Genomic DNA, 25,495 nt, shown 5'->3' on the forward strand with positions numbered 1-25,495 from the left:
GAGTATCGCCAGGGGCCCAGGACAGGGCATGTGCTGATGGGCCGATCAGACGTACGGACCGGTGGCCCGCCGAGCTCCTCGAGGGACAGCCCTCAGCCGCGCACCCCGCACAGGTGGAGCAGCGCCGCCACCCTGCGGTACGGATCGGTCCGCCCCGCCCGGTCCTCCGCGGCCAGCACCCGCTCCAGCTCCTGGGCGTCGGGCAGCTCGTCGTCGTTGCTCACGTTGTCGGTGAAGACCCGCACGCCGTACCAGGCGTGCAGCGGCGCGGCGATCCCGGCGAGCGTGGACGTCAGGGCGTCGAGCCGGTCTGCCCGCACGAGGAGGCCGAGCCGGTTGGTGTACGTATCGGTGTCGAATGCCGCGAGAGCCCCGCCGAAGTCCCCCGCCGTCCCGGGCCGCATCGCCAGCGCGTCCGCGTTCCGCACGAGCAGCGAGAGGAGCCCGCCGGGCGCCAGCATCCGGGCCAGGCCCGCCAGCATCGGATCAGGCTCGGGGACGTACATCAGGACGCCGTGGCAGAGCACCACGTCGAAGCTGCCGGGCAGGAAGTGCACCCCGGTGTCGCGGCCGTCGCCCTCGATGAGGCGCACCCGTTCCCGGATACCCTCGGGCTCGCCCGCGAGGGCATCCCGGGCGGTCCGGAGCATCTCGCCGTCGGACTCCAGACCGGTCACCGAGTGCCCGGCCCGGGCCAGCCGCAGCGCCTGCGTGCCCTGGCCCATGCCGACATCCAGCACCCGCAGCCGCCTCCCCACGGGGAAGCGCGCGGCTATCTGCTCGTCCAGCTGCCGGGCGACGAGCTCCTGGCGGACCGTGTTGCGCAGTCCGCCGAGCCCGTCCAGCCATTGGGAAGAGACCCCCGTGAAGCCGGAGGTCTCCGTGCTCAGGGCCGCTCTCCCCGCTTGACCTGCGGCTTCGGAAGCCGCAGTCGGCGCATCTGGAGCGTACGCATCAGGCCGTAGGCCACGGCGCCGCGCTTGGGAGTGTCCGGGAAGCGCTCGGCGAGCTGCTTCTTGAGCCGGAACGCGAGGCCGATGGAGTCGACCACGATCAGCACGATCACGCCGAGCCAGAGCAGCAGCGAGATGTTCTGGATGTTCTGGATCTGGATCACGCTGAGGATCAGGATGACCACTGCGAGCGGGAGGAAGTACTCCGCGATGCAGAAGCGTGAGTCCACGAAGTCACGGACGAAGCGCCGCACGGGCCCCTTGTCACGTGCGGGGAGATAACGCTCGTCACCCGACGCGAGCGCCTCACGCTGCTTGGCCAGGTCCGCGCGGCGCGCTTCGCGCTGTCGCTTCGTGGCCTCCTTGCGATCGGTCGGCGTGCCGCTCGAAGCACGTCGGCGCTGCGTCTGGGCCTCGTTGCGCTTAGGGGTGGGGCGACCCTTGGGAGCCTGAGGGTCGCGGGGCTGCTTGGAGAGGTCCGCCGTCACCTTGTCGGTGGGGGCCTTCTCTTCCTTGGAACGGCTACGGAACACAAAACCCAAGGGTACGGGGTCGGTCCGGGCAAGTCAGGACCGGGCGGGAACGATCCGGCAACGGCCTGCGTCCTGAAAGGTGTCCCGACAGGGGCAGAACGGACGTCGCCACCGGTTTCCCTGATGTTCCTCTACTCCCTGGGCGGGAGTGGTCGCAGGTGGCAGTCGTTCTTGGGTAGGAGCACATCCGTACCCGAACAGTGCGGTAATAGAGGCAGGGCCCGTACTGTGGGTTCTGTTGGAGTGCTGGAGCTCAGTCCGTCAGAAGGGGGCGCGCGAAGCCCATGAGCGGTGTCATGAAGCGTATGGGAATGATCTTCCGCGCGAAGGCAAACAAGGCCCTTGACCGGGCCGAGGATCCGCGCGAGACCCTCGATTACTCGTACCAGAAGCAGCTGGAGCTGCTTCAGAAGGTACGCCGCGGTGTCGCCGATGTGGCGACCTCGCGCAAGCGGCTGGAGCTGCAGCTGAATCAGCTGCAGGGACAGTCGTCGAAGCTGGAGGACCAGGGCCGCAAGGCGCTCGCGCTCGGCCGCGAGGACCTGGCCCGCGAGGCGCTGTCCCGGCGCGCCGCCCTCCAGCAGCAGGTCACGGACCTGGAGACGCAGCACCAGACGCTGCAGGGTGAGGAGGAGAAGCTCACTCTCGCGGCCCAGCGACTGCAGGCCAAGGTCGACGCCTTCCGTACGAAGAAGGAGACGATCAAGGCCACCTACACCGCGGCCCAGGCACAGACCCGGATCGGTGAGGCCTTCTCCGGCATCTCCGAGGAGATGGGTGACGTCGGCCTCGCGATCCAGCGGGCCGAGGACAAGACCCAGCAGCTGCAGGCGCGCGCCGGGGCCATCGACGAGCTGCTGGCCTCCGGTGCCCTGGACGACCCGACAGGGACGGCGAAGGACGACATCGCCGCCGAGCTGGACCGGATCTCCGGTGGTACGGATGTAGAGCTGGAGCTGCAGCGCATGAAGGCCGAACTGGCCGGCGGCTCCTCCTCTTCCCAGCAGGCCATCGAAGGCGGTGCGCAGGACTCGGCACCGCAGTCGCAGCAGTCCCCGCACAAGTTCGACAAGCAGTAAGGGCGGCGTCATGATCGTACGGATCATGGGGGAGGGCCAGGTAGCACTGGCCGACAGTCATGTCGCCGAGCTGAACAAGCTCGACGACGTACTGCTCGCAGAGATGGAGAGCGGCGACGGCCCCGGCTTTCGCAGCACTCTTCACGCGCTCCTCGACAAGGTGCGCGAGCTCGGCTCGCCGCTGCCGGACGACTCCCTGGAGCCGTCCGAGCTGATCCTGCCGTCTCCTGACGCGACCCTCGAAGAAGTGCGCGCCATGCTCAGCGACGACGGGCTGATCCCCGGCTGACCTGGGGCCTTCCGTTCGGAGCACGCCGGGCCCGCGAGGCCCGGCACGGTCCGGACGAAGGGCCCGAGCGCTTCACTCCACACTCCCGCACTGTGCCCCGCCCGGTCCCACCGGCGCGGGGCACAGTGGCACGGGGGCGGTTCTGTGGTCGGATCCGCACGCAGGGACGGGAAAGTGCGCGACACGCCGTACCGTAGCTTGACGTGACCACCCTCGGAACCGGGTTCGTGCGCGCCCGACGCTGGCTGCGCGGCCATCCTCTGGCATTCGACGCGGCGCTTGCCCTGGCCGTGCTCGCCTGCATGATCTGTGCGTCCTTCGCGGAGCCGAACCCGGGGCACGGGCCGATCTTCGGCATCCGCACCCCCGAACCGTCGAGCGTGCTCCTCATGGTCCTCGGCGCCGGGGCACTCGTGCTGCGGCGGCGCGACCCCATGGCGGTACTCGCCGTGACCGGGCTGCTGTCCACCGCCGAGTTCATCCTCATGGACCCGCCCGCCCCCGTGGTGATGAGCGCGGTCATCGCGCTCTTCACCGTCGCGTCCCGCACCGACCGCCCCACCACCTGGCGGGTCGGACTGCTGACGATGGCGGTGCTGACCGTGGCGGCGATGGTGGTCGGTTCGACGCCCTGGTACAGCCAGGAGAACCTCGGCGTCTTCGCCTGGACCGGCATGGCCGCGGCCGCCGGCGACGCCGTCCGCAGCAGACGCGCGTTCATCGACGCGATCAGGGAACGCGCCGAGCGCGCCGAGCGCACCCGCGAGGAGGAGGCCCGCCGGCGGGTCGCCGAGGAGCGGCTGCGGATCGCCCGGGACCTGCACGACGTCGTCGCCCACCACATCGCCCTGGTCAACGTCCAGGCCGGAGTGGCCGCCCACGTCATGGACAAGCGCCCGGACCAGGCCAAGGAAGCGCTCGCCCATGTCCGTGAGGCCAGCCGCTCCGCACTGGGCGAGCTCAGGACCACGGTCGGCCTGCTGCGCCAGTCCGGCGACCCCGCGGCGCCCACCGAGCCGGCACCCGGCCTCGCGGTCCTCGGCGAGCTCGTCGACACCTTCCGCAACGCGGGACTCCCCGTCGAGGTGGCCTGCACCGACCGGGACAGCCCGTTGCCCGCGGCCGTCGACCTCGCGGCGTACCGGGTCATCCAGGAGGCGCTCACCAACGTGCGCAAGCACGCGGGTGCCGACGCGAAGGCCGAGGTGAGCGTCGTACGGGTCGGGAGCACCGCGGAGATCACGGTGCTGGACAACGGCAGGGGCGTGCCGGGGACCGGGGACGGCGGAACGGACCCGTACGGGGAGCGCGACGGCGGCGGCCACGGCCTCATCGGCATGCGCGAACGTGTCACCGCACTCGGCGGCACCCTCACCGCGGGCCCCCGTTACGGCGGCGGATTCCGCGTCCATGCGATCCTGCCCGTCATGACGCGCACGGGTGAGCCGGAGAGGCCGGGCACGGCGGACAGCACGGGGGGACGCCCATGACGACACCGATCAAGGTGCTGCTCGCCGACGACCAGGCGCTGCTGCGCAGCGCGTTCCGGGTGCTGGTCGACTCGGAGCCCGACATGCAGGTCGTCGGTGAGGCCGCGGACGGCGCCCAGGCGGTGGAACTGGCCCGCTCGACCCGCGCCGACGTGGTGCTGATGGACATCCGGATGCCCGGCACCGACGGGCTCGCCGCCACCCGGATGATCAGCGCCGATCCGGATCTCGCGGGTGTACGGGTCGTCATGCTGACCACCTTCGAGGTGGACGAGTACGTGGTGCAGTCCCTGCGCGCGGGTGCGTCCGGCTTTCTCGGCAAGGGCGCCGAACCGGACGAGCTGCTCAACGCCATCCGCATCGCCGCTGCCGGGGAGGCGTTGCTCTCCCCGGCAGCGACCAAGGGACTCATCGCCACCTTCCTCGCCCAGGGCGGCAGCGCGGGCGAGGGCCCGGACGCCGCGGCGTACGCCGAGCGGCTCGGCGCGCTCACGGTGCGGGAGCGCGAGGTGCTCGTCCTGGTCGCGGGCGGGCACTCCAACGACGAGATCGCCGAGCGGCTCGCGGTCAGCCCGCTCACGGTGAAGACCCATGTGAACAGGGCCATGGCGAAGCTGGGCGCCCGGGACCGGGCCCAATTGGTTGTTATTGCGTACGAATCGGGCCTGGTGCGTCCCAGGGCGGAGTGACGGGTGGAGATCCGGCGTACTCCACCTGCGGTATGCGCGACATAAGAATGCAACCCGGGGGGCGACGAATCCTTCCCCGGGATCGGCGATCGTATAGACGGGCGGGCTGTGTCCCCCTTTCTGCTCCCCGAGCAGCCGCCCATCTGCCGCGTAAGCCACAGAAGAGAGACCCACCCATGTCCTGGCTGTCCAGATTCAGCCTCGCGCAACGGGCCCTTATCGGGCTGATCTCGATCGTCGCGCTCGTTTTCGGAGCGATCGCGATCCCGCAGCTCAAGCAGCAGCTGCTGCCCACCATCGAACTCCCGATGGTGTCGGTGCTGGCCCCCTACCAGGGTGCGTCCCCCGATGTGGTCGAGAAGCAGGTCGTAGAACCCCTCGAGAACGCCATCAAGGCCGTCGACGGCGTCGAGGGCATCACCTCGACCGCCAGCGAGGGCAACGCCGTCATCATGGCGAGCTTCGACTTCGGCGACGAAGGCACCAAGCAGCTCGTCGCGGACATCCAGCAGGCCGTGAACCGTGCCCGCATCCAGCTGCCCGAGGACGTCGACCCGCAGGTCATCGCCGGGTCGACGGACGACATCCCGACCGTCGTCCTCGCCGTCACGTCCGACAAGGACCAGCAGGCGCTCGCCGACCAGCTGGACCGCACGGTCGTCCCGGCCATCGAGGACATCGACGGCGTCGGCCAGGTCGCGGTCGACGGCGTCCAGGAACTCCAGGTCTCCGTCGTCCCCGACGACAGGAAGCTCGCCGCCGCCGGTCTGAACGCCGGCTCGCTGGCCCAGGCCCTCCAGGCCGGCGGTGCCACGGTCCCGGCCGGTTCCTTCGCCGAGGCGGGCAAGAGCCGCACGATCCAGGTCGGCGGCTCCTTCACGTCGCTGAAGCAGATCGAGGACCTGAAGGTCTCCGCGCAGAACCCCGCCACCGGCAAGCCCGGGAAGCCGGTCCGCGTCGGCGACATCGCCACGGTGAAGCAGGAGCCCTCCACCGCGGTCTCCATCACCCGTACGAACGGCAAGCCGAGCCTCGCCGTGATGGCCACGATGGACAAGGACGGCAGCGCCGTCGCCATCTCGGACGCCGTCCAGGACAAGCTCCCCGACCTGCGCAAGGACCTCGGTTCCGGCGCGGAACTGACCGTCGTCTCGGACCAGGGACCGGCCGTCTCCAAGGCGATCTCCGGCCTGACCACCGAGGGCGCGCTCGGACTGCTCTTCGCGGTCATCGTGATCCTGGTCTTCCTCGCGTCGATCCGCTCGACCCTGGTCACCGCGGTCTCCATCCCGCTGTCCGTGGTCCTCGCGCTGATCGTGCTCTGGACCCGCGACCTCTCGCTGAACATGCTCACGCTCGGCGCCCTCACGATCGCGATCGGCCGGGTCGTCGACGACTCGATCGTGGTCCTGGAGAACATCAAGCGGCACCTCGGCTACGGCGAGGAGCGCCATTCGGCGATCATCACCGCGGTCAAGGAAGTGGCCGGCGCGGTCACCTCCTCCACGCTCACCACCGTCGCGGTCTTCCTGCCCATCGGTCTGGTGGGCGGCATGGTGGGGCAGCTCTTCGGCTCGTTCTCCCTGACCGTCACCGCGGCCCTGCTCGCCTCCCTGCTGGTCTCGCTGACCGTGGTCCCGGTCCTCTCGTACTGGTTCCTGCGCGCCCCCAGGGGCACCGCCGAGAACCCGGACGAGGCGCGCCGCAAGGCCGAGGAGAAGGAAGCCGCGAGCCGGCTCCAGCGGCTCTACGTCCCCGTGCTGCGCTTCGCGACACGGCGCCGTATCACCAGCATCGTCATCGCCTTCGTGGTGCTGTTCGGCACCTTCGGAATGGCGCCCCTGCTGAAGACCAACTTCTTCGACCAGGGTGAGCAGGAGGTCCTCTCCATCAAGCAGGAGCTGACCCCCGGCACCAGCCTGGAGGCGGCCGACGCCGCCGCGCAGAAGGTCGAGAAGGTCCTGGCGGCCGACGACGGCGTCAAGGCCTACCAGGTCACCGTCGGCTCCTCCGGCTGGATGGCGGCCTTCGGCGGCGGTACGGGAGCCAACCAGGCCTCCTACCAGGTCACCCTGAAGAACTCTGCGGACTTCGACGCCACCCAGGACCGGATCGACGAGGCCCTCGGCAAGCTCGACGGCATCGGCGACACGACGATCGCCGCGGGTGACGGCTTCGGCAGCCAGGACCTGAGCGTCGTGGTGAAGGCCGCGGACGCGGACATCCTGAAGAAGGCCTCCGAAGCGGTGCGGACCGAGGTCGCGAAGCTCGACGACGTCACCGACGTCCAGAGCGACCTGGCGCAGAGCGTTCCGCGCATCTCGGTCAAGGCCAACGACAAGGCCGCGGACGCCGGATTCAGCGAGGCCACGCTCGGCGCGGCGGTCGCCGGTGCGGTGCGCGGCACCCCGTCCGGCAAGGCGATCATGGACGACACCGAGCGTGACGTCATCGTGAAGTCGTCCAGCCCGGCCACCACCATGGCCGAGCTGAAGGCCCTGAAGCTCGGCCCGGTCGAGCTCGGCCGGATCGCCGACGTGAAGCTGGTTCCCGGCCCGGTCACGATGACCCGGATCGACGGACAGCGCGCGGCGACGATCACCGCCAAGCCGACCGGCGACAACACGGGCGCGGTCAGCGCCTCGCTCCAGACGAAGATCAACGCCCTGGACCTCCCGGACGGCGCCACCGCATCCATCGGCGGCGTCTCCCAGGACCAGGAAGACGCGTTCATGAAGCTGGGCCTCGCCATGCTGGCGGCCATCGCGATCGTCTTCATGCTGCTGGTGGCCACCTTCCGGTCGCTCATCCAGCCGCTGATCCTGCTGGTCTCCATCCCGTTCGCGGCGACCGGTGCCATCGGCCTCCTCGTCATCACCGGCACGCCGATGGGCGTCCCGGCGATGATCGGCATGCTGATGCTGATCGGCATCGTGGTGACGAACGCGATCGTGCTGATCGACCTGATCAACCAGTACCGGTCGCAGGGGATGGGCGTCGTCGAGGCAGTCGTCGAGGGCGGCCGCCACCGTCTGCGCCCGATCCTGATGACGGCACTGGCGACGATCTTCGCCCTGCTCCCGATGGCGCTCGGCGTCACCGGTGAGGGCGGGTTCATCTCCCAGCCGCTGGCGGTCGTGGTGATCGGCGGTCTGATCACCTCCACGCTGCTGACGCTGCTCCTGGTGCCGACGCTGTACGCGATGGTCGAGCTCCGCAAGGAGCGCCGCGCCAAGAAGAAGGCGGCCAAGCGCGAGGCGAAGGCGGGCGTCACGGCCTCCGGGACGCCGGAGGACGTCACCTCCGACGAGCCGGAGCCCGCGAAGGCCTGACGGCCCTCGTAGCGACACAGGAAGGCCCCCGACGCCGCACAACGGCGTCGGGGGCCTTCCTGTGTCGGGTGATGCGGGGTGACGGCCGCGCGGCCGGGTCGGCAGGCGTTCCCGCCGCGGCCGGGTCCGCCCCCGCCACCCCCTACGGCAGCGCCAGCATCCGCTCCAGCGCCAGCTTCGCGTACTTCTCCGTCTCAGGGTCGACCTGGATCCGGTTGACGAGGTTCCCCTCGGCCAGCGACTCCAGCGTCCACACCAGGTGCGGCAGGTCGATCCGGTTCATCGTCGAGCAGAAGCACACCGTCTTGTCGAGGAAGACGATCTCCTTGTCCTCCGCGGCGAAACGGTTCGCCAGGCGGCGCACCAGGTTCAGCTCCGTACCGATGGCCCACTTCGAACCGGCCGGGGCCGCCTCCAGGGCCTTGATGATGTACTCCGTCGAGCCCACGTAGTCCGCGGCCGCCACGACCTCGTTCTTGCACTCCGGGTGGACCAGCACGTTGACACCCGGGATCCGCTCCCGCACGTCGTTGACGGACTCGACCGAGAAGCGCCCGTGCACCGAGCAGTGCCCGCGCCACAGGATCATCTTCGCGTTCCGCAGCTCCTCGGCGGTGAGGCCGCCGTTCGGCTTGTGCGGGTTGTAGAGGACGCAGTCCTCCAGGGTCATCCCCATGTCCCGCACGGCCGTGTTGCGCCCCAGGTGCTGGTCCGGCAGGAAGAGCACCTTCTCACCCTGCTCGAAGGCCCACTCGAGCGCCCGCTTCGCGTTGGAGGAGGTGCAGATCGTCCCGCCGTGCCGGCCGGTGAAGGCCTTGATGTCGGCGGAGGAGTTCATGTACGAGACCGGCACGACCTGGTCGGCGACACCCGCCTCCGTCAGCACGTCCCAGCACTCGGCGACCTGCTCCGCGGTGGCCATGTCGGCCATCGAGCAGCCTGCGGCCAGGTCCGGCAGGACGACCTTCTGGTCGTCACCGGTCAGGATGTCCGCGGACTCCGCCATGAAGTGCACGCCGCAGAAGACGATGTACTCCGCCTCGGGCCGCGCCGCCGCGTCCCGGGCGAGCTTGAACGAGTCGCCGGTGACGTCCGCGAACTGGATGACCTCGTCGCGCTGGTAGTGGTGTCCGAGGACGAAGACCTTGTCCCCGAGCTTCTCCTTGGCTGCGCGAGCACGCTCCACGAGGTCCGGGTCGGACGGGGAGGGCAGGTCGCCGGGGCATTCGACGCCGCGCTCACTCCTCGGGTCGGCCTCGCGGCCGAGCAGCAGCAGGGCGAGGGGTGTCGGCTGGACATCCAGGGGCTGGGCGGTGGTCACGACACGCACCCTTTCTTTTCTGCGAACTCTGCGAACAAGCCTTTTCGTCTAATTGACGCTATCTATCATAACCGGTTCACGTCAGATTGACGATGCCGATAGCGTCGATGTGACGCATCCCGCCGAGGGTGCGGTGTGCGAGCATGAAGGGAACAGACAAGCGCCCGGCCCGGAATGAATCCGAGGCCCCGATGGTTGGACCGTCGGCAAGCACTCCGTACAACCCGGGAGAGAAGCAGATGTCCGTATCGGACGAGACCACCACCGTGAGCGACGGCATCCTCCTGTCCGACGCCGCCGCAGACAAGGTCAGGACCCTGCTGGAGCAGGAGGGCCGTGACGACCTCGCTCTGCGCGTCGCCGTTCAGCCCGGAGGTTGCTCCGGCCTGCGTTACCAGCTCTTCTTCGACGAGCGCTCGCTCGACGGCGACGTAGTGAAGGACTTCGGCGGCGTCAAGGTTGTCACCGACCGGATGAGCGCCCCGTACCTGGGCGGCGCCTCGGTCGACTTCGTGGACACGATCGAGAAGCAGGGCTTCACGATCGACAACCCGAACGCCACGGGCTCCTGTGCCTGCGGTGACTCCTTCAGCTGAGCCTGATGACGACAGCGGCGGCGCTCCCGGAGTCCGGGAGCGCCGCCGCTGTCGTCCGCGTGCGGTGCGGCGGTCAGCCGCGCGGCACCGTCGCGCCCGACGCGTCGAGCACCTTCCGGCCGTCGAGCGGTGCGTCCAGCGTCACCGTCCGGGTCAGTTCCTTGGCGATCATGATGCAGGCCTTCCCGGGCTCCGGCTTCGACTCCGTGACCGTCACCCGGACCGTGGACCCGCTCTCCTTGGCGTGTGCCGCGTACGTACTGCAGACGCCGCCCCAGAACGTCACGTCCAGCTTCCGCCCGTCGGCGCTGTACGAGATGATCTGGCGCCCGCTGCCGGTCGCGTCACCCGGGTCCGTCCCCGGGTCCTTCGTCGGCTCGGGCGCCGGCTCCGTGCCGTTCTTCTTCGCCAGGTGGTCCGGGTCCACGGCGACCTGGGTGACGGTGCTTCCCGGGCCGCCCCCCTCGGGCCGTACGGAGAAGATCCACGACGGGACGAGCGTCTGCTCCCCGTCCACGTACTGCGCCGCGAGTCCCAGAACAGCCTTGTCGACCGTCACGGTGGTGGCCACCGGCGCCCCGCTCCGCGAAGCGCAGCCGGTCTCGGCCGAGGACGGGTCGCCCTCCAGCGGTACGGGCGTCGCGCAGCCGCCGACGGACGGCTTCGTGTTCTGCCGGCTCTCCGCGTTCAGCTGCTTCAGCGCCTCGTCCGCACCGATCACCGGGTAGGTGTCGCCCTTCGCCAGGCCCTTCACCTGCCCGCTGCCGCCGACGACCTCGCCCCCGGCGCCCACCTGGATACCGGTGGACCAGCCGTAGGTCGGCAGCCCGCCGACCACCGGATCGGCATTCACCACCCGTACGGAGCCCATCACCTGGCGCGCGTCGAGTGCGGCATCGTCCTGCCCCCCGGCCTTGAGCACCGGAACAGCCGCGGCCTTGGCGGCCTTCTCGCTCACCGGCGAGCCGGCGCCGGGCCCCGGTGCCGTGTCCTTCGAGCAGACCGTGACCGACTCGCACGCGTCAGGGCCGGCGGGGCCGTTCCGGGCGAAGGTCCAGGTGCCCGGAGCCTGCTCGGTGACCCGCAGGATCGGTCCCGACCCGTCCCCGTCGACGCCCACCTTCCAGGAGGTGCCTTCGGCACGCGGCGTTCCCTGCACCCCGAGTGCCTTCGCCAGGCGCGCCACCTCGGCCGAGGTCACCGTCCCCGTCGCACGGTGGACGGCTGCCTTGCCGGGGCCGTCGGGCAGGTCTCCTGAGGCGCGGTAGACGGTCCCGCCGCCATGGGGATCGGGCTCGCCCGGCGCGATGCCCTGCGGAGGCGCCGACGGGTTGTCCGCCGACGTGTCCAGGGAGAGCAGGGGTGGAGAGCCGTCACCGGCGGCAGGGCTGCTCGCGTCCCCGCCGTCGCCCGCAGCGGTCGAGGCCCAGTACGCGCCGCCGCCGCCGGCGATCAGCACAGCTGCCGCCACCGAGGCCACCGCGAGCGGTGAACGCCGCCGCCGGGGGCCGGTCACGTCATTCTCGGGTTGCTCGGTGCTCACCGGATCGCTCCTTCGACTGCATAGCCGCCACTGGATCAACGCCTGTCCCCCGAGTGGGGACAACGGTGGGACGGAGCAGGGGAGCGTGCGGTTCCACCGCGGTGCGCGGGGGAGCCGCCCCTACCGGACACGTGCCCCGGTCAGTCCCCGTACTCGGACATGGCGTCGATGAGGCGGGACGAGTACGGCGGCACCGTGACCCCGTGGATCAAGGACGGTGCCACCGGATCGGTGACAGTCTTCACGGGCACGACCCAGTGGGGCGCCATCCGTGCGCAGTCACCCCGCAGCTCGGCCAGGCTCATCTCGGACTCACGCGAAACGATGTTGTTCGACATATCCGCACCGTACGCACGGTGGAGCTCAGGTAGAAAGACCTACTATCGGGTAGTTTTCCCCTTAGGGTCCGGTGGCGCCACCGGGTAGCGTGAACTGTCATGCCGTCCCGGAGGGCGCGCTCACGCGTCCCCTCCGCACTTCCGCAGGAGCAGCCTCCCCGTGCGCATTGCAGTCACCGGCTCCATCGCCACCGACCACCTGATGACCTTCCCCGGCCGATTCGCCGACCAGCTCGTCGCGGACCAGCTGCACACGGTCTCGCTCTCCTTCCTGGTCGACAACCTCGACGTGCGCCGCGGAGGTGTCGGCGCCAACATCGCCTTCGGTATGGGCATGCTCGGCGCCCGGCCGATCCTGGTCGGCGCCGCCGGGGCCGACTTCGACGAATACCGCGCCTGGCTCGACCGGCACGGTGTCGACACCGACTCGGTCCGGATCTCCGAGGTCCTTCACACGGCCCGCTTCGTCTGCACGACGGACGCCGACCACAACCAGATCGGCTCCTTCTACACCGGCGCGATGAGCGAGGCGCGGCTGATCGAGCTGAAGAGCGTCGCCGACCGCGTCGGCGGCCTCGACCTCGTCTCCATCGGCGCCGACGACCCCGAGGCGATGCTCCGTCACACGGAGGAGTGCCGCTCGCGGAGCATTCCGTTCGCCGCGGACTTCTCGCAGCAGATCGCCCGGATGGACGGCGACGACATCCGGATCCTCCTCGACGGCGCCACGTACCTCTTCTCCAACGAGTACGAGAAGGGGCTCATCGAGTCCAAGACCGGATGGAGCGACGAGGAGATCCTCTCCAGGGTCGGCCACCGCGTCACCACCCTCGGCGCCCGCGGCGTCCGCATCGAGCAGGCCGGTCAGGACCCGATCGAGGTCGGCTGCGCCGAGGAGGAGCGGAAGGCCGACCCCACCGGCGTCGGCGACGCCTTCCGGGCCGGATTCCTCTCCGGCCTCGCGTGGGGCGTGGGTCTGGAGCGTGCCGCCCAGGTCGGCTGCATGCTCGCGACCCTGGTCATCGAGACGGTCGGCACCCAGGAGTACACCCTGCGCCGCACCCACTTCATGGACCGCTTCACCAAGGCGTACGGCGACGAGGCCGCCACCGAGGTGCGGGCACACCTCTCCTAGGACGGGCTCACAGGAGCCGGCGGACCACGAAGGCCGAACCCCGGTCCGCCGGCTCCTCACCCACGTACTCCTGCTCGCGCATCTCGCACCAGGCGGGAATGTCGAGCCGGGCGGCCTCGTCGTCGGCGAGGACCGTCACCGTGCCGCCCACGGGTACCTCTCCGATCACCTTTGCGAGCTCGATCACCGGAATCGGACAGCGCCTGCCGAGCGCGTCGACGACCAGCGAGGCGCGCGGGGCGGGGGAGGGGGCCGCCGCGACGGGAGCCCCGAGCCTCTCCCGTACCCCGGCCACCAGGCCCGGAAGCACCTCGAGGAACCGGTCGACCTCCGTGTCGGTGGTCCCGGCGGGGAGCGACACGCGGATGTTCCCCTCCGTGAGCACCCCCATGGCCTTGAGGACATGGCTGGGAGTCAGCGTGCTGCTCGTGCAGGACGAACCGGATGAAACAGAGAATTCCGCCCGGTCCAGCTCATGCAGCAGAGTCTCTCCGTCGACATAGAGACAGGAGAAGGTCACCAGGTGCGGCAGCCGCCGCACCGGATCGCCGACCACCTCCACGTCGGGCACCACACCGGCCACCGTGGCGCGAATACGGTCCACCAGGGCACGCAGCCGTACGGACTCCGCCGCCGCCTCGGCGCGCACCGCGCGCAGTGAGGCCGCCGCGGCCACGATCGCCGGGATGTTCTCGAAGCCCGCGGCGCGCCCCGACTCCCGTTCGTCGGCGGCGCCTTGGGGGGCGAACCGGACACCCTTGCGGACGGCGAGCAGGCCGACCCCCGCGGGTCCGCCCCACTTGTGGGCGCTGGCGGTCAGCAAGGACCAGCCGCCGGGCACCGGCCCCCACCCCAGGGACTGTGCGGCGTCCACCAGCAGGGGCACGCCCGCGGCGGCGCAGACCGCGGCGGTCTCGGCCACCGGCTGCACGGTCCCCACCTCATGGTTGGCCGACTGCAGGCAGGCCAGCGCCGTGTCCGCCCGCAGCGCCCGGCCGTACGCCGACGGATCCACCGCACCGGCCCGGTCCACCGGCACCTCGGTGAACGACCCACCCGCCGCCTCCAGCGCCGCGGCCGAGTGCAGCACCGACGAATGTTCGACTGCGGAGACCACCAGATGGCGGCCGACACGCCGACGGCCGTGGAGGGCCCCGGCCACCCCGGAGTGCACCGCCCGGGTCCCCGATGAGGTGAAGACGAGCTCGTCCGGCCGGCATCCGACCGCCTCCGCCGCGGCCTCCCGGGCCGCGTCCAGCAACAGTCCGGCCCGCCGCCCCTCGCGGTACAGGCGGGCGGGATCGGCCCAGCCCTCGTCCAGCGAGGCAAGCAGCGCCTGGCGGGCGACGGGGTGCAGGGGCGCGGAGGAGGCGGTATCGAAGTAGGACACACCGCCACGCTAGCCCGCACCGGCGCCCACCTGGGGGCGGGCCGCCGCCCGAGCCGCAAGAGGGAGCGTCAGATGACCGCCGGAGGGCCGGATTCCACCCCTTCGGGGAGTCGGGCGGCGCGTTGGGCACCCTCCCCGCGCGACCCCAAATAGCGTCCAGTAGGGTTTGGTCCGCATAAACATCCAAACCCCTGCCCGCGTCAGGGCCGGCGACCGACCAAGTGAGACGGGCGCGCCGACCGTGCGGGCGAGACTCTCGGGAAGGCGCTACGTGAGTCCCAACGGCTCCGACCGCTTGTCGCGGCGCCCGATGCGGCGGAAGCTGCCGCAGGTGCTGACTGCGGGCCTGGTCCTGGCGACGGCCTCCGGTTGTTCATACAACTGGGAGGATTTCCCACGCCTCGGTATGCCCACCCCGGTAACGGAAGAGGCCCCGATCATCCTGTCCCTCTGGCAGGGCTCGTGGGCGGCAGCGCTCGCCACGGGTGTCCTTGTCTGGGGGCTGATCATCTGGAGTGTCATCTTCCACCGGCGTAGCCGGACCAAGGTGGAGGTACCTCAGCAGACCAGGTACAACATGCCCATCGAGGCGTTGTACACAGTGGTACCCCTCATCATCGTCTCGGTGTTCTTCTACTTCACCGCACGCGATGAATCGAAGCTCCTCGAGCTCACACCGAAGCCTGCCCACACCATCAACGTGGTCGGCTACCAGTGGAGCTGGGGCTTCAACTACATCGAGAACGTGGAGGGCTCGCCCTCCACCGACGGCGAGATCCCGAAGGAACTCGACGCCATCCCCGACAAGTACCTCAAGGACTTCCCCGCGGACGCCGGCGGCGTCTACGACGTGGGCATCCCCGGTACGAGGAACCCGCAGAACGGCAACCCGGGTCCGACCCTGTGGCTGCCGAAGGGCGAGAAGGTCCGCTTCGTTCTGACTTCGCGTGACGTCATCCACTCCTTCTGGGTGGTGCCGTTCCTCATGAAGCAGGACGTCATTCCGGGCCACACGAACTCCTTCGAGGTGACTCCGAACAAGGAGGGCACCTACATGGGCAAGTGCGCCGAGCTCTGCGGCGTCGACCACTCCCGGATGCTCTTCAACGTCAAGATCGTCTCTCCGGAGCGTTACCAGCAGCACCTCAAGGAGCTGGCGGAGAAGGGTCAGACGGGCTACGTGCCGGCAGGCATCGAGCAGACGGACCCGGCCAGGAATGCGGAGACGAACAAACTGTGAGCATCCTCAATGAATCCCAGGGTGCCGCGGCAGCAGACGACTCGTTCGAGGACGAGCTGCCGGTACGGCGCAAGCAGCCGGGGAGTGTCGTCGTCAAGTGGCTGACCACCACTGACCACAAGACGATCGGCACGATGTACCTGATCACGTCGTTCGCCTTCTTCTGCATCGGTGGCCTCCTGGCGCTCTTCATGCGCGCCGAGCTGGCCAGGCCGGGTACGCAGATCATGTCGAACGAGCAGTTCAACCAGGCGTTCACGATGCACGGCACGATCATGCTGCTGATGTTCGCGACGCCGCTGTTCGCCGGGTTCGCGAACTGGATCATGCCGCTGCAGATCGGTGCGCCCGATGTGGCGTTCCCGCGGCTGAACATGTTCGCGTACTGGCTCTACCTCTTCGGCTCGATCATCGCCGTGGCCGGCTTCCTCACCCCGCAGGGTGCGGCCGACTTCGGCTGGTTCGCCTACTCCCCGCTCTCGGACGCTGTCCGCTCGCCGGGTGTCGGTGCCGACATGTGGATCATGGGTCTGGCCTTCTCCGGCTTCGGCACGATCCTCGGCTCGGTCAACTTCATCACCACGATCATCTGCATGCGCGCCCCCGGCATGACGATGTTCCGCATGCCGATCTTCACCTGGAACGTCCTGCTGACCGGTGTTCTGGTCCTGCTGGCCTTCCCGGTCCTGGCCGCCGCGCTCTTCGCGTTGGAGGTGGACCGTAAATTCGGTGCGCATATCTTCGACTCGGCCAATGGCGGAGCATTGCTCTGGCAACACCTCTTCTGGTTCTTCGGCCATCCAGAGGTGTACATCATCGCTTTGCCATTCTTCGGAATCGTCTCCGAGATCATTCCGGTCTTCAGCCGGAAGCCGATGTTCGGCTACATCGGTCTCATCGCGGCGACCATCTCCATCGCGGGCCTCTCGGTGACGGTCTGGGCGCATCACATGTACGTGACGGGCGGTGTGCTGTTGCCGTTCTTCTCGTTCATGACATTCCTCATCGCGGTACCGACCGGTGTGAAGTTCTTCAACTGGATCGGCACGATGTGGAAGGGGTCGTTGTCCTTCGAGACACCGATGCTCTGGTCCGTCGGCTTCCTGATCACCTTCGCCTTCGGTGGTCTGACCGGTGTGATCCTGGCGTCGCCGCCCCTGGACTTCCACGTCTCCGACTCGTACTTCGTGGTGGCGCACTTCCACTACGTCGTCTTCGGCACCGTGGTCTTCGCGATGTTCGCCGGGTTCCACTTCTGGTGGCCGAAGTTCACCGGCAAGATGCTGGACGAACGGCTCGGGAAGATGACCTTCTGGACGCTGTTCGTGGGCTTCCACGGCACGTTCCTGGTGCAGCACTGGCTCGGCGCGGAAGGCATGCCCCGTCGTTACGCGGACTACCTCGCGGCGGACGGCTTCACCGCGCTGAACACGATCTCGACGATCTCCTCCTTCGTGCTCGGCCTGTCGATGCTGCCGTTCTTCTACAACGTGTGGAAGACCGCCAAGTACGGCAAGAAGATCGAGGTCGACGACCCGTGGGGCTACGGCCGTTCGCTCGAGTGGGCGACGTCCTGCCCGCCCCCGCGGCACAACTTCCTCACGCTGCCGCGGATCCGTTCCGAATCCCCGGCGTTCGACCTGCACCACCCGGAGATCGCGGCGCTCGAGCTGCTGGAGCACCACTCCGACGGTGACAAGGTCCTCGTCGGCGGCAAGGAGGCCGGCAAGTGAAGATCCAGGGCAAGCTGTTCATCTGGCTGAGCGTCTTCATGCTGGCCATGGCCATCACGTACGGCGTCTGGTCCAAGGAGGCGGTGGGTACCACCGCGCTCATCCTGTCCTTCGGACTGACCATCATGATCGGCTTCTATCTGGCTTTCACGGCCAACAGGGTCGACAAGATGGCCCAGGACGACAAGGAAGCCGATGTCGCGGACGAAGCCGGTGAAGTGGGCTTCTTCTCCCCGCACAGCTGGCAGCCGCTCTCGCTGGCCGTCGGTGGCGCCCTCCTCTTCCTGGGCGTCGTCTTCGGCTGGTGGCTGGCCTACTTCTCGGCCCCGCTGCTGCTGATCGGCCTCTTCGGCTGGGTCTTCGAGTACTACCGCGGTGAGAACCGCACCCAGTGAGACCGCGCCGTCCGTAGGACCCGTTACACCCTTACGGGGGCCCGCCCCGCTCTGTGATGAGCGGGGCGGGCCCCCGTTTGCAGTCACTGAACGCGCTGGATCGGATGAATCTTCTTAGCGTGGGTTCATGAACCACACGCCGCGCATCCGCACCGTAGTGAGCTGCACTCTGCTGGTCGTGACCCTGGTTGCAGGTGCGACCGCCTGTGGCGAACCCGATGGCCATCCGTTGTCGCTGAAGCCGTACGACGCGGCCGACCTGGTCTCCTTCAACGGCCCCTCCAAGGGCGAGAAGGCCGACCCCGACAAGCCCCTCGAAGTCACCGTCAAGGATGACGACGTACGCATCACCGATGTGACGGCCGTCGACACGCAGGGCCGCCGTCTGGCGGGCGAACTCGCCGCCGACGGACGGCGGTGGCACTCCACCACCTCGCTCGCCGCAGGCACCCGGTACACCGTCAAGGTCTCCACCGAGAACGGCGACGGAGCCCCCGGCAGCCGCACCTACGCCTTCGGCACGACCTCGGCCAAGAAGTTCCTCAAGGTCGCCTTCGGCCCGCAGGCGGGCACCTACGGCGTCGGACAGCCCCTCACAGCGGAACTCAGCGCTCCGGTCACCGACAAGGCCTCCAGGGCCACCGTGGAACGCGGGCTGCAGGTCCGCTCCACCCCCGCCGTCACGGGCTCCTGGTACTGGGTCGACGCCAAGACCCTGCACTACCGGCCCAAGGAGTACTGGCCCGCCGACGCCACCATCGACGTCCGCAGCAACCTCAAGGGCATAAAGGTCACCAACGCCCTCTACGGGGCCGCCGCGAAGCCCCTGAAGCTCACCACCGGCGACCGCATAGAAGCGATCACCGACGCCTCCGACCACTCCATGACCGTGCTGCGCAACGGTGAGGTGATCAACACCCTGCCGGTCACCACGGGCAAGCCCGGCTTCGACACGCGCAACGGCGTCAAGGTGGTGCTGGCCAAGGAACAGTTCGTACGCATGCGCGGGGAGAGCATCGGCATCGCCGCCGGCTCCTCGGAGTCGTACGACCTGCCCGTCTACTGGGCGACACGCGTCACCTGGAGCGGTGAGTACGTCCACGCGGCGCCCTGGTCGACCGGTTCACAGGGCAGCGCCAACGTCAGCCACGGCTGCACGGGGATGAGCACCGCCGACGCCCAATGGTTCTTCGAGACCGTACGCGAGGGCGACATCGTCAAGGTCGTCGGGAGTGACGGCGAGACGATGACGCCGTTCGACAACGGCTTCGGCGACTGGAACCTGGACTGGGACGCCTGGCGGAAGGGCAGCGCCCTGCACGGGGGCGGCACACCGGACTCGGGCACCGACGTCGAGGCGGCGCGGCTGCGCCCCCAGGTCTGACCCGGCCGGGAGTGCGCCGCGCCCTCGAAGGACACCACGGAGGGGTTCGGGGCCCCTCCGCCTCAGGCCTCCACGGAGAGCCTGTCGCGCAGCAGGGCGGCCAAGGCGTCCGCGAAGTCGACCGGGTCGACCGGATGCGTCACCGCGGAGTCGGCACGGCTCCACGTGGCCAGCCAGGCGTCCTGGGGGCGCCCGATCAGCAGGAGCACCGGCGGGCAGTCGAAGATCTCGTCCTTGATCTGCCGGCAGACGCCCATACCGCCCGCCGGAGCCGTCTCGCCGTCCAGCACGCAGACATCGACTCCGCCACCGTCGAGCGCGCTCAGTACGGCCGGGAGGGTCGCGCACTCCAGGAACTCCACCGGAGGCACGTCGGCCGCAGGCCTGCGGCCCGCGGCCAGCCTCACCTGCTCACGGGTGTTGGCGTCGTCGCTGTAGACCAGGACCGTGGCGGTCGGCTGCATTGTTCCTCCGTGACATCCGTGTCTTCGGGGCGCTCTGAGCTCTCGGGGCATGAACCGTTGGGCGGATCGTACTCCGGCGAACAGTCTGTCAGCACCGTTGGTGACAGCGTTTCGCTGGGCCGTTCGGTGAGGACACACCCCACTGACACACCGAACGGCACCCCCCGGAGTGAGGGCGGGATAAGCGACCGACATAATGTCGGTCGTGGCGACAGCAACGACAGTAGAAACCGGGCACGCGCACCCGTCGGTCAATCGGCCGAACCTCACCAGCGTCGGAACCATCATCTGGTTGAGTTCCGAGCTGATGTTCTTCGCGGCCCTCTTCGCGATGTACTTCACCCTGCGATCGGTGATGGGACCCGCTCACTGGAAGGAGATGGCCCACCATCTGAACTTCCCGTTCTCGGCGACGAACACCACGATCCTGGTGCTTTCCTCTCTCACCTGCCAGCTCGGCGTATTCGCCGCGGAGCGGGGTGATGTGAAGAAGCTCCGCACCTGGTTCATCATCACGTTCGTGATGGGTGCGATCTTCATCGGAGGCCAGGTCCTCGAGTACACCGAGCTGGTCAAGGAGGCGGGTCTCTCCCTGTCCTCCGACCCGTACGGTTCGGTGTTCTACCTGACGACCGGCTTCCACGGTCTGCATGTGACAGGCGGTCTCATCGCCTTCCTGCTCGTACTGGGCAGGACATACGCGGCCTCGAGATTCACCCATGAACAGGCCACCGCCGCCATCGTCGTGTCCTACTACTGGCACTTCGTCGATGTCGTCTGGATCGGCCTGTTCGCCACGATCTACATGATCAAGTAACCGGGCTCGCACCCACCCACCATCGACGCAGAAGATCCTGACACCGGGGTAATCCGTGAAAAAGCTCTCCGCACGACGACGCCATCCGCTGGCGGCGGTCGTCGTACTACTCCTCGCGCTGGCGGCTACCGGGGGGCTGTACGCCGCGTTTGCGCCTGCGGGTAAGGCGCAGGCCGACGAAACCGCCCAGTCCCTCGCCATCGACGAGGGCAAGAAGCTCTACTCCGTAGGCTGCGCCAGCTGCCACGGAACCGGCGGTCAGGGCACCTCCGACGGGCCGTCCCTCGTGGGCGTCGGCTCCGCCGCCGTCGACTTCCAGGTCGGTACCGGACGTATGCCGGCTCAGCAGCCGGGTGCCCAGGTACCGAAGAAGCCGGTCATCTACTCCCAGGCCGAGATCGACCAGCTCGCGGCGTACGTCGCGTCCCTGGGCGCCGGTCCGATCACGCCGACCGACAGCCAGGTCGACCCCGCGGGCGCCGACGTGGCCAAGGGCGGCGACCTGTTCCGCACGAACTGCGCGCAGTGCCACAACTTCACAGGTGAGGGCGGCGCGCTGACACACGGCAAGTACGCCCCGAACCTCGAAGGCGTGAGCCCGAAGCACATCTACCAGGCCATGCAGACCGGCCCGCAGAGCATGCCGTCCTTCCCCGACAGCACCATGCCGGAGCAGGAGAAGAAGGACATCATCGCGTACATCAAGACCGTCAACGGTGACGACGCCGAAACCCCCGGTGGCCTCAGCCTCGGTGGTCTCGGACCGGTCAGCGAAGGTCTGTTCGCGTGGGTCTTCGGGCTCGGAGCCCTCGTCGCAATTGCCGTTTGGGTCGCGGCCCACACCGCTAAGGCCAAGAAGTCATGAGTAGCCAAGAGATTCCAGAAGAGGTCCTGCCCGCAGAGCGGGACACCGCGCACGGCGCGGTAGAGGGTGCCGGCGATCCGTTCGCCGACCCCGGGCTGCCGGCCCACCGGCCGCGCATCCAGGACATCGACGAACGTGCCGCGCGCCGCTCCGAGCGAGCCGTCGCCTTCATGTTCACGCTGTCCATGCTGGCGACGGTGGCGTTCATCGCCTCCTACGTCATCTTCCCGGTCGACCAGATCGTCTACATCTGGCCGTTCGGGCACGTGAGTTCGCTCAACTTCTCCCTGGGCCTGACCCTGGGCGTCGCGCTCTTCTGCATCGGCGCGGGGGCCGTCCACTGGGCGCGCACCCTGATGTCCGACGTGGAGGTCGCCGACGACCGGCACGCCATCGAGGCCGAGCCCGAGGTCAAGGCGAAGGTTCTCGCCGACTTCGCGGACGGTGCCAAGGAGTCGGCGATCGGACGGCGCAAGCTGATCCGCAACACCATGTTCGGCGCGCTGGCCCTGGTGCCGCTCTCCGGCGTGATGCTGCTGCGCGACCTCGGTCCGCTGCCGGAGAAGAAGCTCCGCTCGACCCTGTGGGCCAAGGGCAAGCAGCTCATCAACATGAACACGATGGAGCCGCTTCGTCCCGAGGACGTCGTCGTCGGTTCGCTGACCTTCGCCATGCCCGAGGGCCTGGAGGAGGACGCGCACGACTTCCAGACGCAGATCGCCAAGGCTGCCCTGATGATCATCCGCATCGAGCCGGACAACATCAAGGACAAGCGTGAGCGTGAGTGGGCCCACGAGGGAATCGTGGCCTTCTCCAAGATCTGTACCCACGTCGGCTGCCCGATCAGCCTGTACGAGCAGCAGACGCACCACGTGCTCTGCCCGTGCCACCAGTCCACCTTCGACCTCTCCGACGGCGCCCGCGTCATCTTCGGTCCGGCCGGTCACGCCCTCCCGCAGTTGCGGATCGGTGTGAACAGCGAGGGCAACCTCGAGGCGCTCGGCGACTTCGAAGAGCCCGTCGGTCCTGCCTTCTGGGAGCGCGGATGACTACTGCGACGGATTCAAAGCGCAAGGCGCCCGCCGGTGAGCGGGTAGCCGACTGGGCAGACGGCCGGCTGGGCATCTACGGCCTGGCCAAGGCCAACATGCGCAAGATCTTCCCGGACCACTGGTCCTTCATGCTCGGTGAGATCTGCCTCTACAGCTTCATCATCATCATCCTCACGGGTGTGTACCTGACGCTGTTCTTCCACCCGAGCATGAACGAGGTCGTGTACCACGGCTCGTACGAGCCGATGCAGGGCATCCGCATGTCCGAGGCCTACGCCTCGACGCTGGACATCAGCTTCGACGTCCGCGGTGGTCTGCTCGTACGGCAGATCCACCACTGGGCCGCGCTGATCTTCCTGGCCGGCATGTTCGTGCACATGATGCGCGTCTTCTTCACGGGTGCGTTCCGCAAGCCCCGTGAGATCAACTGGATGTTCGGCTTCCTGCTGTTCGTCCTGGGCATGTTCACCGGGTTCACCGGCTACTCGCTCCCGGACGACCTGCTCTCCGGTACGGGTGTCCGCTTCACCCAGGGCGCCATCCTGGCGACGCCGATCGTCGGTACGTACCTCTCGATGTTCCTGTTCGGCGGAGAGTTCCCCGGCGGCGACTTCGTGGCCCGGTTCTACTCGATCCACATCCTGCTGCTGCCGGGCATCATGCTCGGCCTGGTCGTCGCCCACCTGATCCTGGTCTTCTACCACAAGCACACGCAGTTCGCGGGTCCCGGCAAGACGAACAAGAACGTCGTCGGCATGCCGCTGCTGCCGGTGTACATGGCGAAGGCCGGAGGGTTCTTCTTCCTGGTCTTCGGTGTCATCACCGTCATCGCGGGCATCGCCTCGATCAACCCGATCTGGGTCCTCGGCCCGTACCGCCCGGACCAGGTGTCCACCGGCGCCCAGCCCGACTGGTACATGGGCTTCGCCGAGGGTCTGATCCGAGTGATGCCGGGCTGGGAGATCAACCTGTGGGGTCACACGCTCGTCCTGGGTGTGTTCATCCCGCTGATGGCCTTCGGCCTCGTGCTCGCGGCGATCGCGGTCTACCCCTTCATCGAGTCCTGGGTCACCGGGGACAAGCGCGAGCACCACATCCTGGACCGCCCGCGCAACGCCCCGACCCGTACGGCCTTCGGTGTCGCATGGATCACCGAGTACGTCATCGTCTTCATCGGTGGTGGAAACGACCTGTGGGCCACGCACTTCCACCTGTCGCTGAACGCCATCTCGTGGTTCGTCCGGATCTTCATCTTCGTCGGCCCGGTCATCGCGTTCATCGTGACGAAGCGGATCTGCCTCGGCCTCCAGCGCCGCGACAGGGACAAGGTGCTGCACGGACGCGAGTCCGGCACCATCAAGCGCCTGCCGCACGGTGAGTTCGTCGAGATCCACGAGCCGCTCAGTCAGGGCCAGCTGCACACGCTCACCGCGCACGAGCAGTACAAGCCGGTCGAGATCGGCCCGACGGTCGACGAGAACGGTGTCGAGCGCAAGCCTTCGGCGCTGCAGAAGCTGCGGGCCAAGCTCAGCAAGAGCTACTACGGCGAGCAGAGCCAGATCGCCAAGCCCTCCGCCGAGGAGTACAAGGAGATCACCAGCGGCCACGGCCACCACTGATCACCTGAGCTGATCGCCACAGCGGGAGCCCCGTCCATTCGATGGACGGGGCTCTTCGCTGTCCCCGGGGCTGGATAGGGTGGGGGGATCCTTCTATCGGCTGTGGACCCCAGGAGCGGACCATGAACGTTGTGACCCCGGACGGCGGCGACAGCGTGGCGGACCGTTCGTGGCCCGGCGTGCTGATGCCCCTCCTGCGCGGCGAGAGCCTGACGGCCGAGGACACCGCGTGGGCCATGGACCGCATCATGAGCGGCGAGGCCACCGACGTGCAGATCGCCGGCTTCGTGATCGCACTGCGTGCCAAGGGCGAGACCGTCGACGAGGTCACCGGACTCGTACGCACCATGTACGAGCACGCCCACACCATCCAGGTGCCCGGCCGCACGGTCGACATCGTGGGCACCGGCGGCGACCTGGCCAAGACGGTCAACATCTCCACCATGTCGGCGATCGTCGTCGCCGGGACCGGCGCCAAGGTCGTCAAGCACGGCAACCGCGCCTCCTCCTCGTCGAGCGGGGCCTCCGACGTGCTCGAGAAGCTCGGCGTCAACCTCGAGCTGACCCCGCAGGGCGTCGTCCGGGTCGCCGAGGAAGCGGGCATCACCTTCTGCTTCGCGGTGAAGTTCCACCCGGCCCTGCGGCACGCGGCGAGGGCCCGCAAGGAGCTCGGCACGCCGACCACCTTCAACATCCTGGGCCCGCTCACCAATCCGGCCCGGGTGCGCTCCCAGGCCGTCGGCGTCGCCGACCTCAGGATGGCGCCGATCGTCGCGGGTGTGCTCGCCGACCGGGGTAGTTCGGCGCTGGTCTTCCGGGGCGACGACGGCCTCGACGAGCTGACCACCACGGCGACCTCCCGGGTCTGGATCGTCCGGGACGGTGCCGTGCGCGAGGAGGCGTTCGACCCGCGGGACGTCGGCCTGGACCTGGTGCCGGTCTCGGCGCTGCGCGGTGCCGACGCCTCCTTCAACGCGGACGTCGCCCGGCGGATGCTGGACGGGGAGGCAGGTCCCGTACGCGACGCGGTGCTCCTCAACTCCGCTGCCGCGCTGGTGGCGCTCGACCCGGGCGAGGGCACGCTCGACGAGCAGATCGCGGCGGGGATCGCGAGGGCCGCGGAATCGATCGACTCGGGTGCCGCCAAGCGGGCGCTGGAGCGCTGGGTGGCCGCCAGCAACGCATGAAGCAAGGACGTGTGGGGCGGGGCGCAGTCCGGATCGCGGACTGCGCCCTTG

The 25,495-nt window shown here is 68.6% G+C and carries 23 protein-coding genes; 16 read left to right on the top strand and 7 right to left on the bottom strand.

The window, feature by feature from the left end; all coding sequences use genetic code 11:
- Window positions 1-92: 92 nt before the first annotated feature.
- A complete protein-coding gene (locus tag OG844_RS35645; RefSeq protein ID WP_406396068.1) occupies window positions 93-827 on the bottom strand; it encodes a class I SAM-dependent methyltransferase in 735 nt (244 codons plus the stop codon).
- A 59-nt stretch (window positions 828-886) separates the two neighbouring features.
- Entirely contained in the window at window positions 887-1,486 is a 600-nt protein-coding gene (locus OG844_RS35650) for a DUF3043 domain-containing protein (RefSeq protein WP_383173436.1), read from the bottom strand.
- Between the two features lie 296 nt (window positions 1,487-1,782).
- On the opposite strand from OG844_RS35650, the gene OG844_RS35655 reads away from it, so the two are divergent.
- From OG844_RS35655 to OG844_RS35675, 5 genes are all read left to right on the top strand, one after another.
- Window positions 1,783-2,565: a PspA/IM30 family protein gene (locus OG844_RS35655; RefSeq protein WP_351173641.1), complete on the top strand. Its 783-nt coding sequence runs from the start codon at window positions 1,783-1,785 to the stop codon at window positions 2,563-2,565.
- A 10-nt stretch (window positions 2,566-2,575) separates the two neighbouring features.
- Entirely contained in the window at window positions 2,576-2,854 is a 279-nt protein-coding gene (gene pspAA / locus OG844_RS35660; protein ID WP_406389527.1) for a PspA-associated protein PspAA, read from the top strand.
- A gap of 203 nt (window positions 2,855-3,057) precedes the next feature.
- Window positions 3,058-4,344, top strand: coding sequence for a histidine kinase (locus tag OG844_RS35665; RefSeq protein ID WP_406389526.1), 1,287 nt, complete (start codon window positions 3,058-3,060; stop codon window positions 4,342-4,344).
- The gene (locus OG844_RS35670; protein ID WP_406389525.1) at window positions 4,341-5,033 is read left to right on the top strand and encodes a response regulator; all 693 of its coding nucleotides are present in this window, start codon (window positions 4,341-4,343) and stop codon (window positions 5,031-5,033) included. The genes OG844_RS35665 and OG844_RS35670 overlap by 4 nt, the downstream gene beginning before the upstream one ends.
- 176 nt (window positions 5,034-5,209) lie before the next feature.
- The gene (locus tag OG844_RS35675) at window positions 5,210-8,365 is read left to right on the top strand and encodes an efflux RND transporter permease subunit (RefSeq protein WP_406389524.1); all 3,156 of its coding nucleotides are present in this window, start codon (window positions 5,210-5,212) and stop codon (window positions 8,363-8,365) included.
- Window positions 8,366-8,507: 142 nt separating this feature from the next.
- Here the strand turns inward: OG844_RS35675 and nadA are convergent, their stop codons facing one another.
- Entirely contained in the window at window positions 8,508-9,695 is a 1,188-nt protein-coding gene (gene nadA, locus OG844_RS35680) for a quinolinate synthase NadA (protein WP_383173422.1), read from the bottom strand.
- Window positions 9,696-9,925: 230 nt separating this feature from the next.
- Here nadA and OG844_RS35685 point away from each other — a divergent pair, with 230 nt between their 5' ends.
- Window positions 9,926-10,282, top strand: a complete 357-nt coding sequence (locus OG844_RS35685) for an iron-sulfur cluster assembly accessory protein (RefSeq protein WP_056784314.1) — start codon at window positions 9,926-9,928, stop codon at window positions 10,280-10,282.
- Window positions 10,283-10,355: 73 nt separating this feature from the next.
- Here OG844_RS35685 and OG844_RS35690 read toward each other — a convergent pair whose 3' ends face one another.
- Both OG844_RS35690 and OG844_RS35695 read right to left on the bottom strand, forming a co-directional pair.
- Window positions 10,356-11,825 carry a hypothetical protein gene (locus tag OG844_RS35690; protein ID WP_406389523.1) on the bottom strand — a complete coding sequence of 490 codons (1,470 nt, stop codon included), beginning with the start codon at window positions 11,823-11,825 and terminating at the stop codon, window positions 10,356-10,358.
- 140 nt (window positions 11,826-11,965) lie between these two features.
- A complete protein-coding gene (locus OG844_RS35695) occupies window positions 11,966-12,163 on the bottom strand; it encodes a hypothetical protein (protein ID WP_406389522.1) in 198 nt (65 codons plus the stop codon).
- 160 nt (window positions 12,164-12,323) lie between these two features.
- On the opposite strand from OG844_RS35695, the gene OG844_RS35700 reads away from it, so the two are divergent.
- On the top strand, window positions 12,324-13,298 hold the full coding sequence (locus OG844_RS35700; protein WP_351181624.1) for a carbohydrate kinase family protein: 975 nt from the start codon (window positions 12,324-12,326) through the stop codon (window positions 13,296-13,298).
- 7 nt (window positions 13,299-13,305) lie between these two features.
- On the opposite strand, the gene OG844_RS35705 is transcribed toward OG844_RS35700, so the two are convergent.
- Window positions 13,306-14,688 carry a cysteine desulfurase/sulfurtransferase TusA family protein gene (locus OG844_RS35705; RefSeq protein WP_406389521.1) on the bottom strand — a complete coding sequence of 461 codons (1,383 nt, stop codon included), beginning with the start codon at window positions 14,686-14,688 and terminating at the stop codon, window positions 13,306-13,308.
- Between the two features lie 271 nt (window positions 14,689-14,959).
- Between OG844_RS35705 and coxB the strand changes: the two genes are divergently transcribed.
- From coxB to OG844_RS35725, 4 genes are all read left to right on the top strand, one after another.
- Window positions 14,960-15,928 (top strand): cytochrome c oxidase subunit II, encoded by a 969-nt coding sequence (gene coxB / locus OG844_RS35710; RefSeq protein ID WP_406389520.1) that lies wholly within the window; start codon window positions 14,960-14,962, stop codon window positions 15,926-15,928.
- Window positions 15,925-17,661, top strand: coding sequence for a cytochrome c oxidase subunit I (ctaD, locus tag OG844_RS35715; RefSeq protein ID WP_406389519.1), 1,737 nt, complete (start codon window positions 15,925-15,927; stop codon window positions 17,659-17,661). Before coxB ends, ctaD begins: the two co-directional genes overlap by 4 nt.
- Complete coding sequence (locus OG844_RS35720) at window positions 17,658-18,056, top strand: cytochrome c oxidase subunit 4 (RefSeq protein ID WP_406389518.1); 399 nt, start codon at window positions 17,658-17,660, stop codon at window positions 18,054-18,056. Before ctaD ends, OG844_RS35720 begins: the two co-directional genes overlap by 4 nt.
- A gap of 127 nt (window positions 18,057-18,183) precedes the next feature.
- Window positions 18,184-19,440: an Ig-like domain-containing protein gene (locus OG844_RS35725; protein ID WP_406389517.1), complete on the top strand. Its 1,257-nt coding sequence runs from the start codon at window positions 18,184-18,186 to the stop codon at window positions 19,438-19,440.
- A gap of 62 nt (window positions 19,441-19,502) precedes the next feature.
- Here OG844_RS35725 and OG844_RS35730 read toward each other — a convergent pair whose 3' ends face one another.
- A complete protein-coding gene (locus tag OG844_RS35730; RefSeq protein ID WP_406389516.1) occupies window positions 19,503-19,904 on the bottom strand; it encodes a hypothetical protein in 402 nt (133 codons plus the stop codon).
- Between the two features lie 196 nt (window positions 19,905-20,100).
- Between OG844_RS35730 and OG844_RS35735 the strand changes: the two genes are divergently transcribed.
- From OG844_RS35735 to trpD, 5 genes are all read left to right on the top strand, one after another.
- Window positions 20,101-20,721 carry a heme-copper oxidase subunit III gene (locus tag OG844_RS35735; protein WP_329211890.1) on the top strand — a complete coding sequence of 207 codons (621 nt, stop codon included), beginning with the start codon at window positions 20,101-20,103 and terminating at the stop codon, window positions 20,719-20,721.
- 55 nt (window positions 20,722-20,776) lie between these two features.
- Entirely contained in the window at window positions 20,777-21,586 is an 810-nt protein-coding gene (locus OG844_RS35740) for a c-type cytochrome (protein ID WP_383186779.1), read from the top strand.
- On the top strand, window positions 21,583-22,635 hold the full coding sequence (locus tag OG844_RS35745; protein WP_406389515.1) for a Rieske 2Fe-2S domain-containing protein: 1,053 nt from the start codon (window positions 21,583-21,585) through the stop codon (window positions 22,633-22,635). Before OG844_RS35740 ends, OG844_RS35745 begins: the two co-directional genes overlap by 4 nt.
- Window positions 22,632-24,257 carry a cytochrome bc complex cytochrome b subunit gene (locus OG844_RS35750; protein WP_406389514.1) on the top strand — a complete coding sequence of 542 codons (1,626 nt, stop codon included), beginning with the start codon at window positions 22,632-22,634 and terminating at the stop codon, window positions 24,255-24,257. Before OG844_RS35745 ends, OG844_RS35750 begins: the two co-directional genes overlap by 4 nt.
- Window positions 24,258-24,379: 122 nt before the next feature.
- Window positions 24,380-25,444 (top strand): anthranilate phosphoribosyltransferase, encoded by a 1,065-nt coding sequence (gene trpD, locus OG844_RS35755; RefSeq protein WP_406389513.1) that lies wholly within the window; start codon window positions 24,380-24,382, stop codon window positions 25,442-25,444.
- The last annotated feature ends 51 nt before the right edge of the window (window positions 25,445-25,495 follow it).

The organism is Streptomyces sp. NBC_00887 (genome assembly GCF_045207585.1).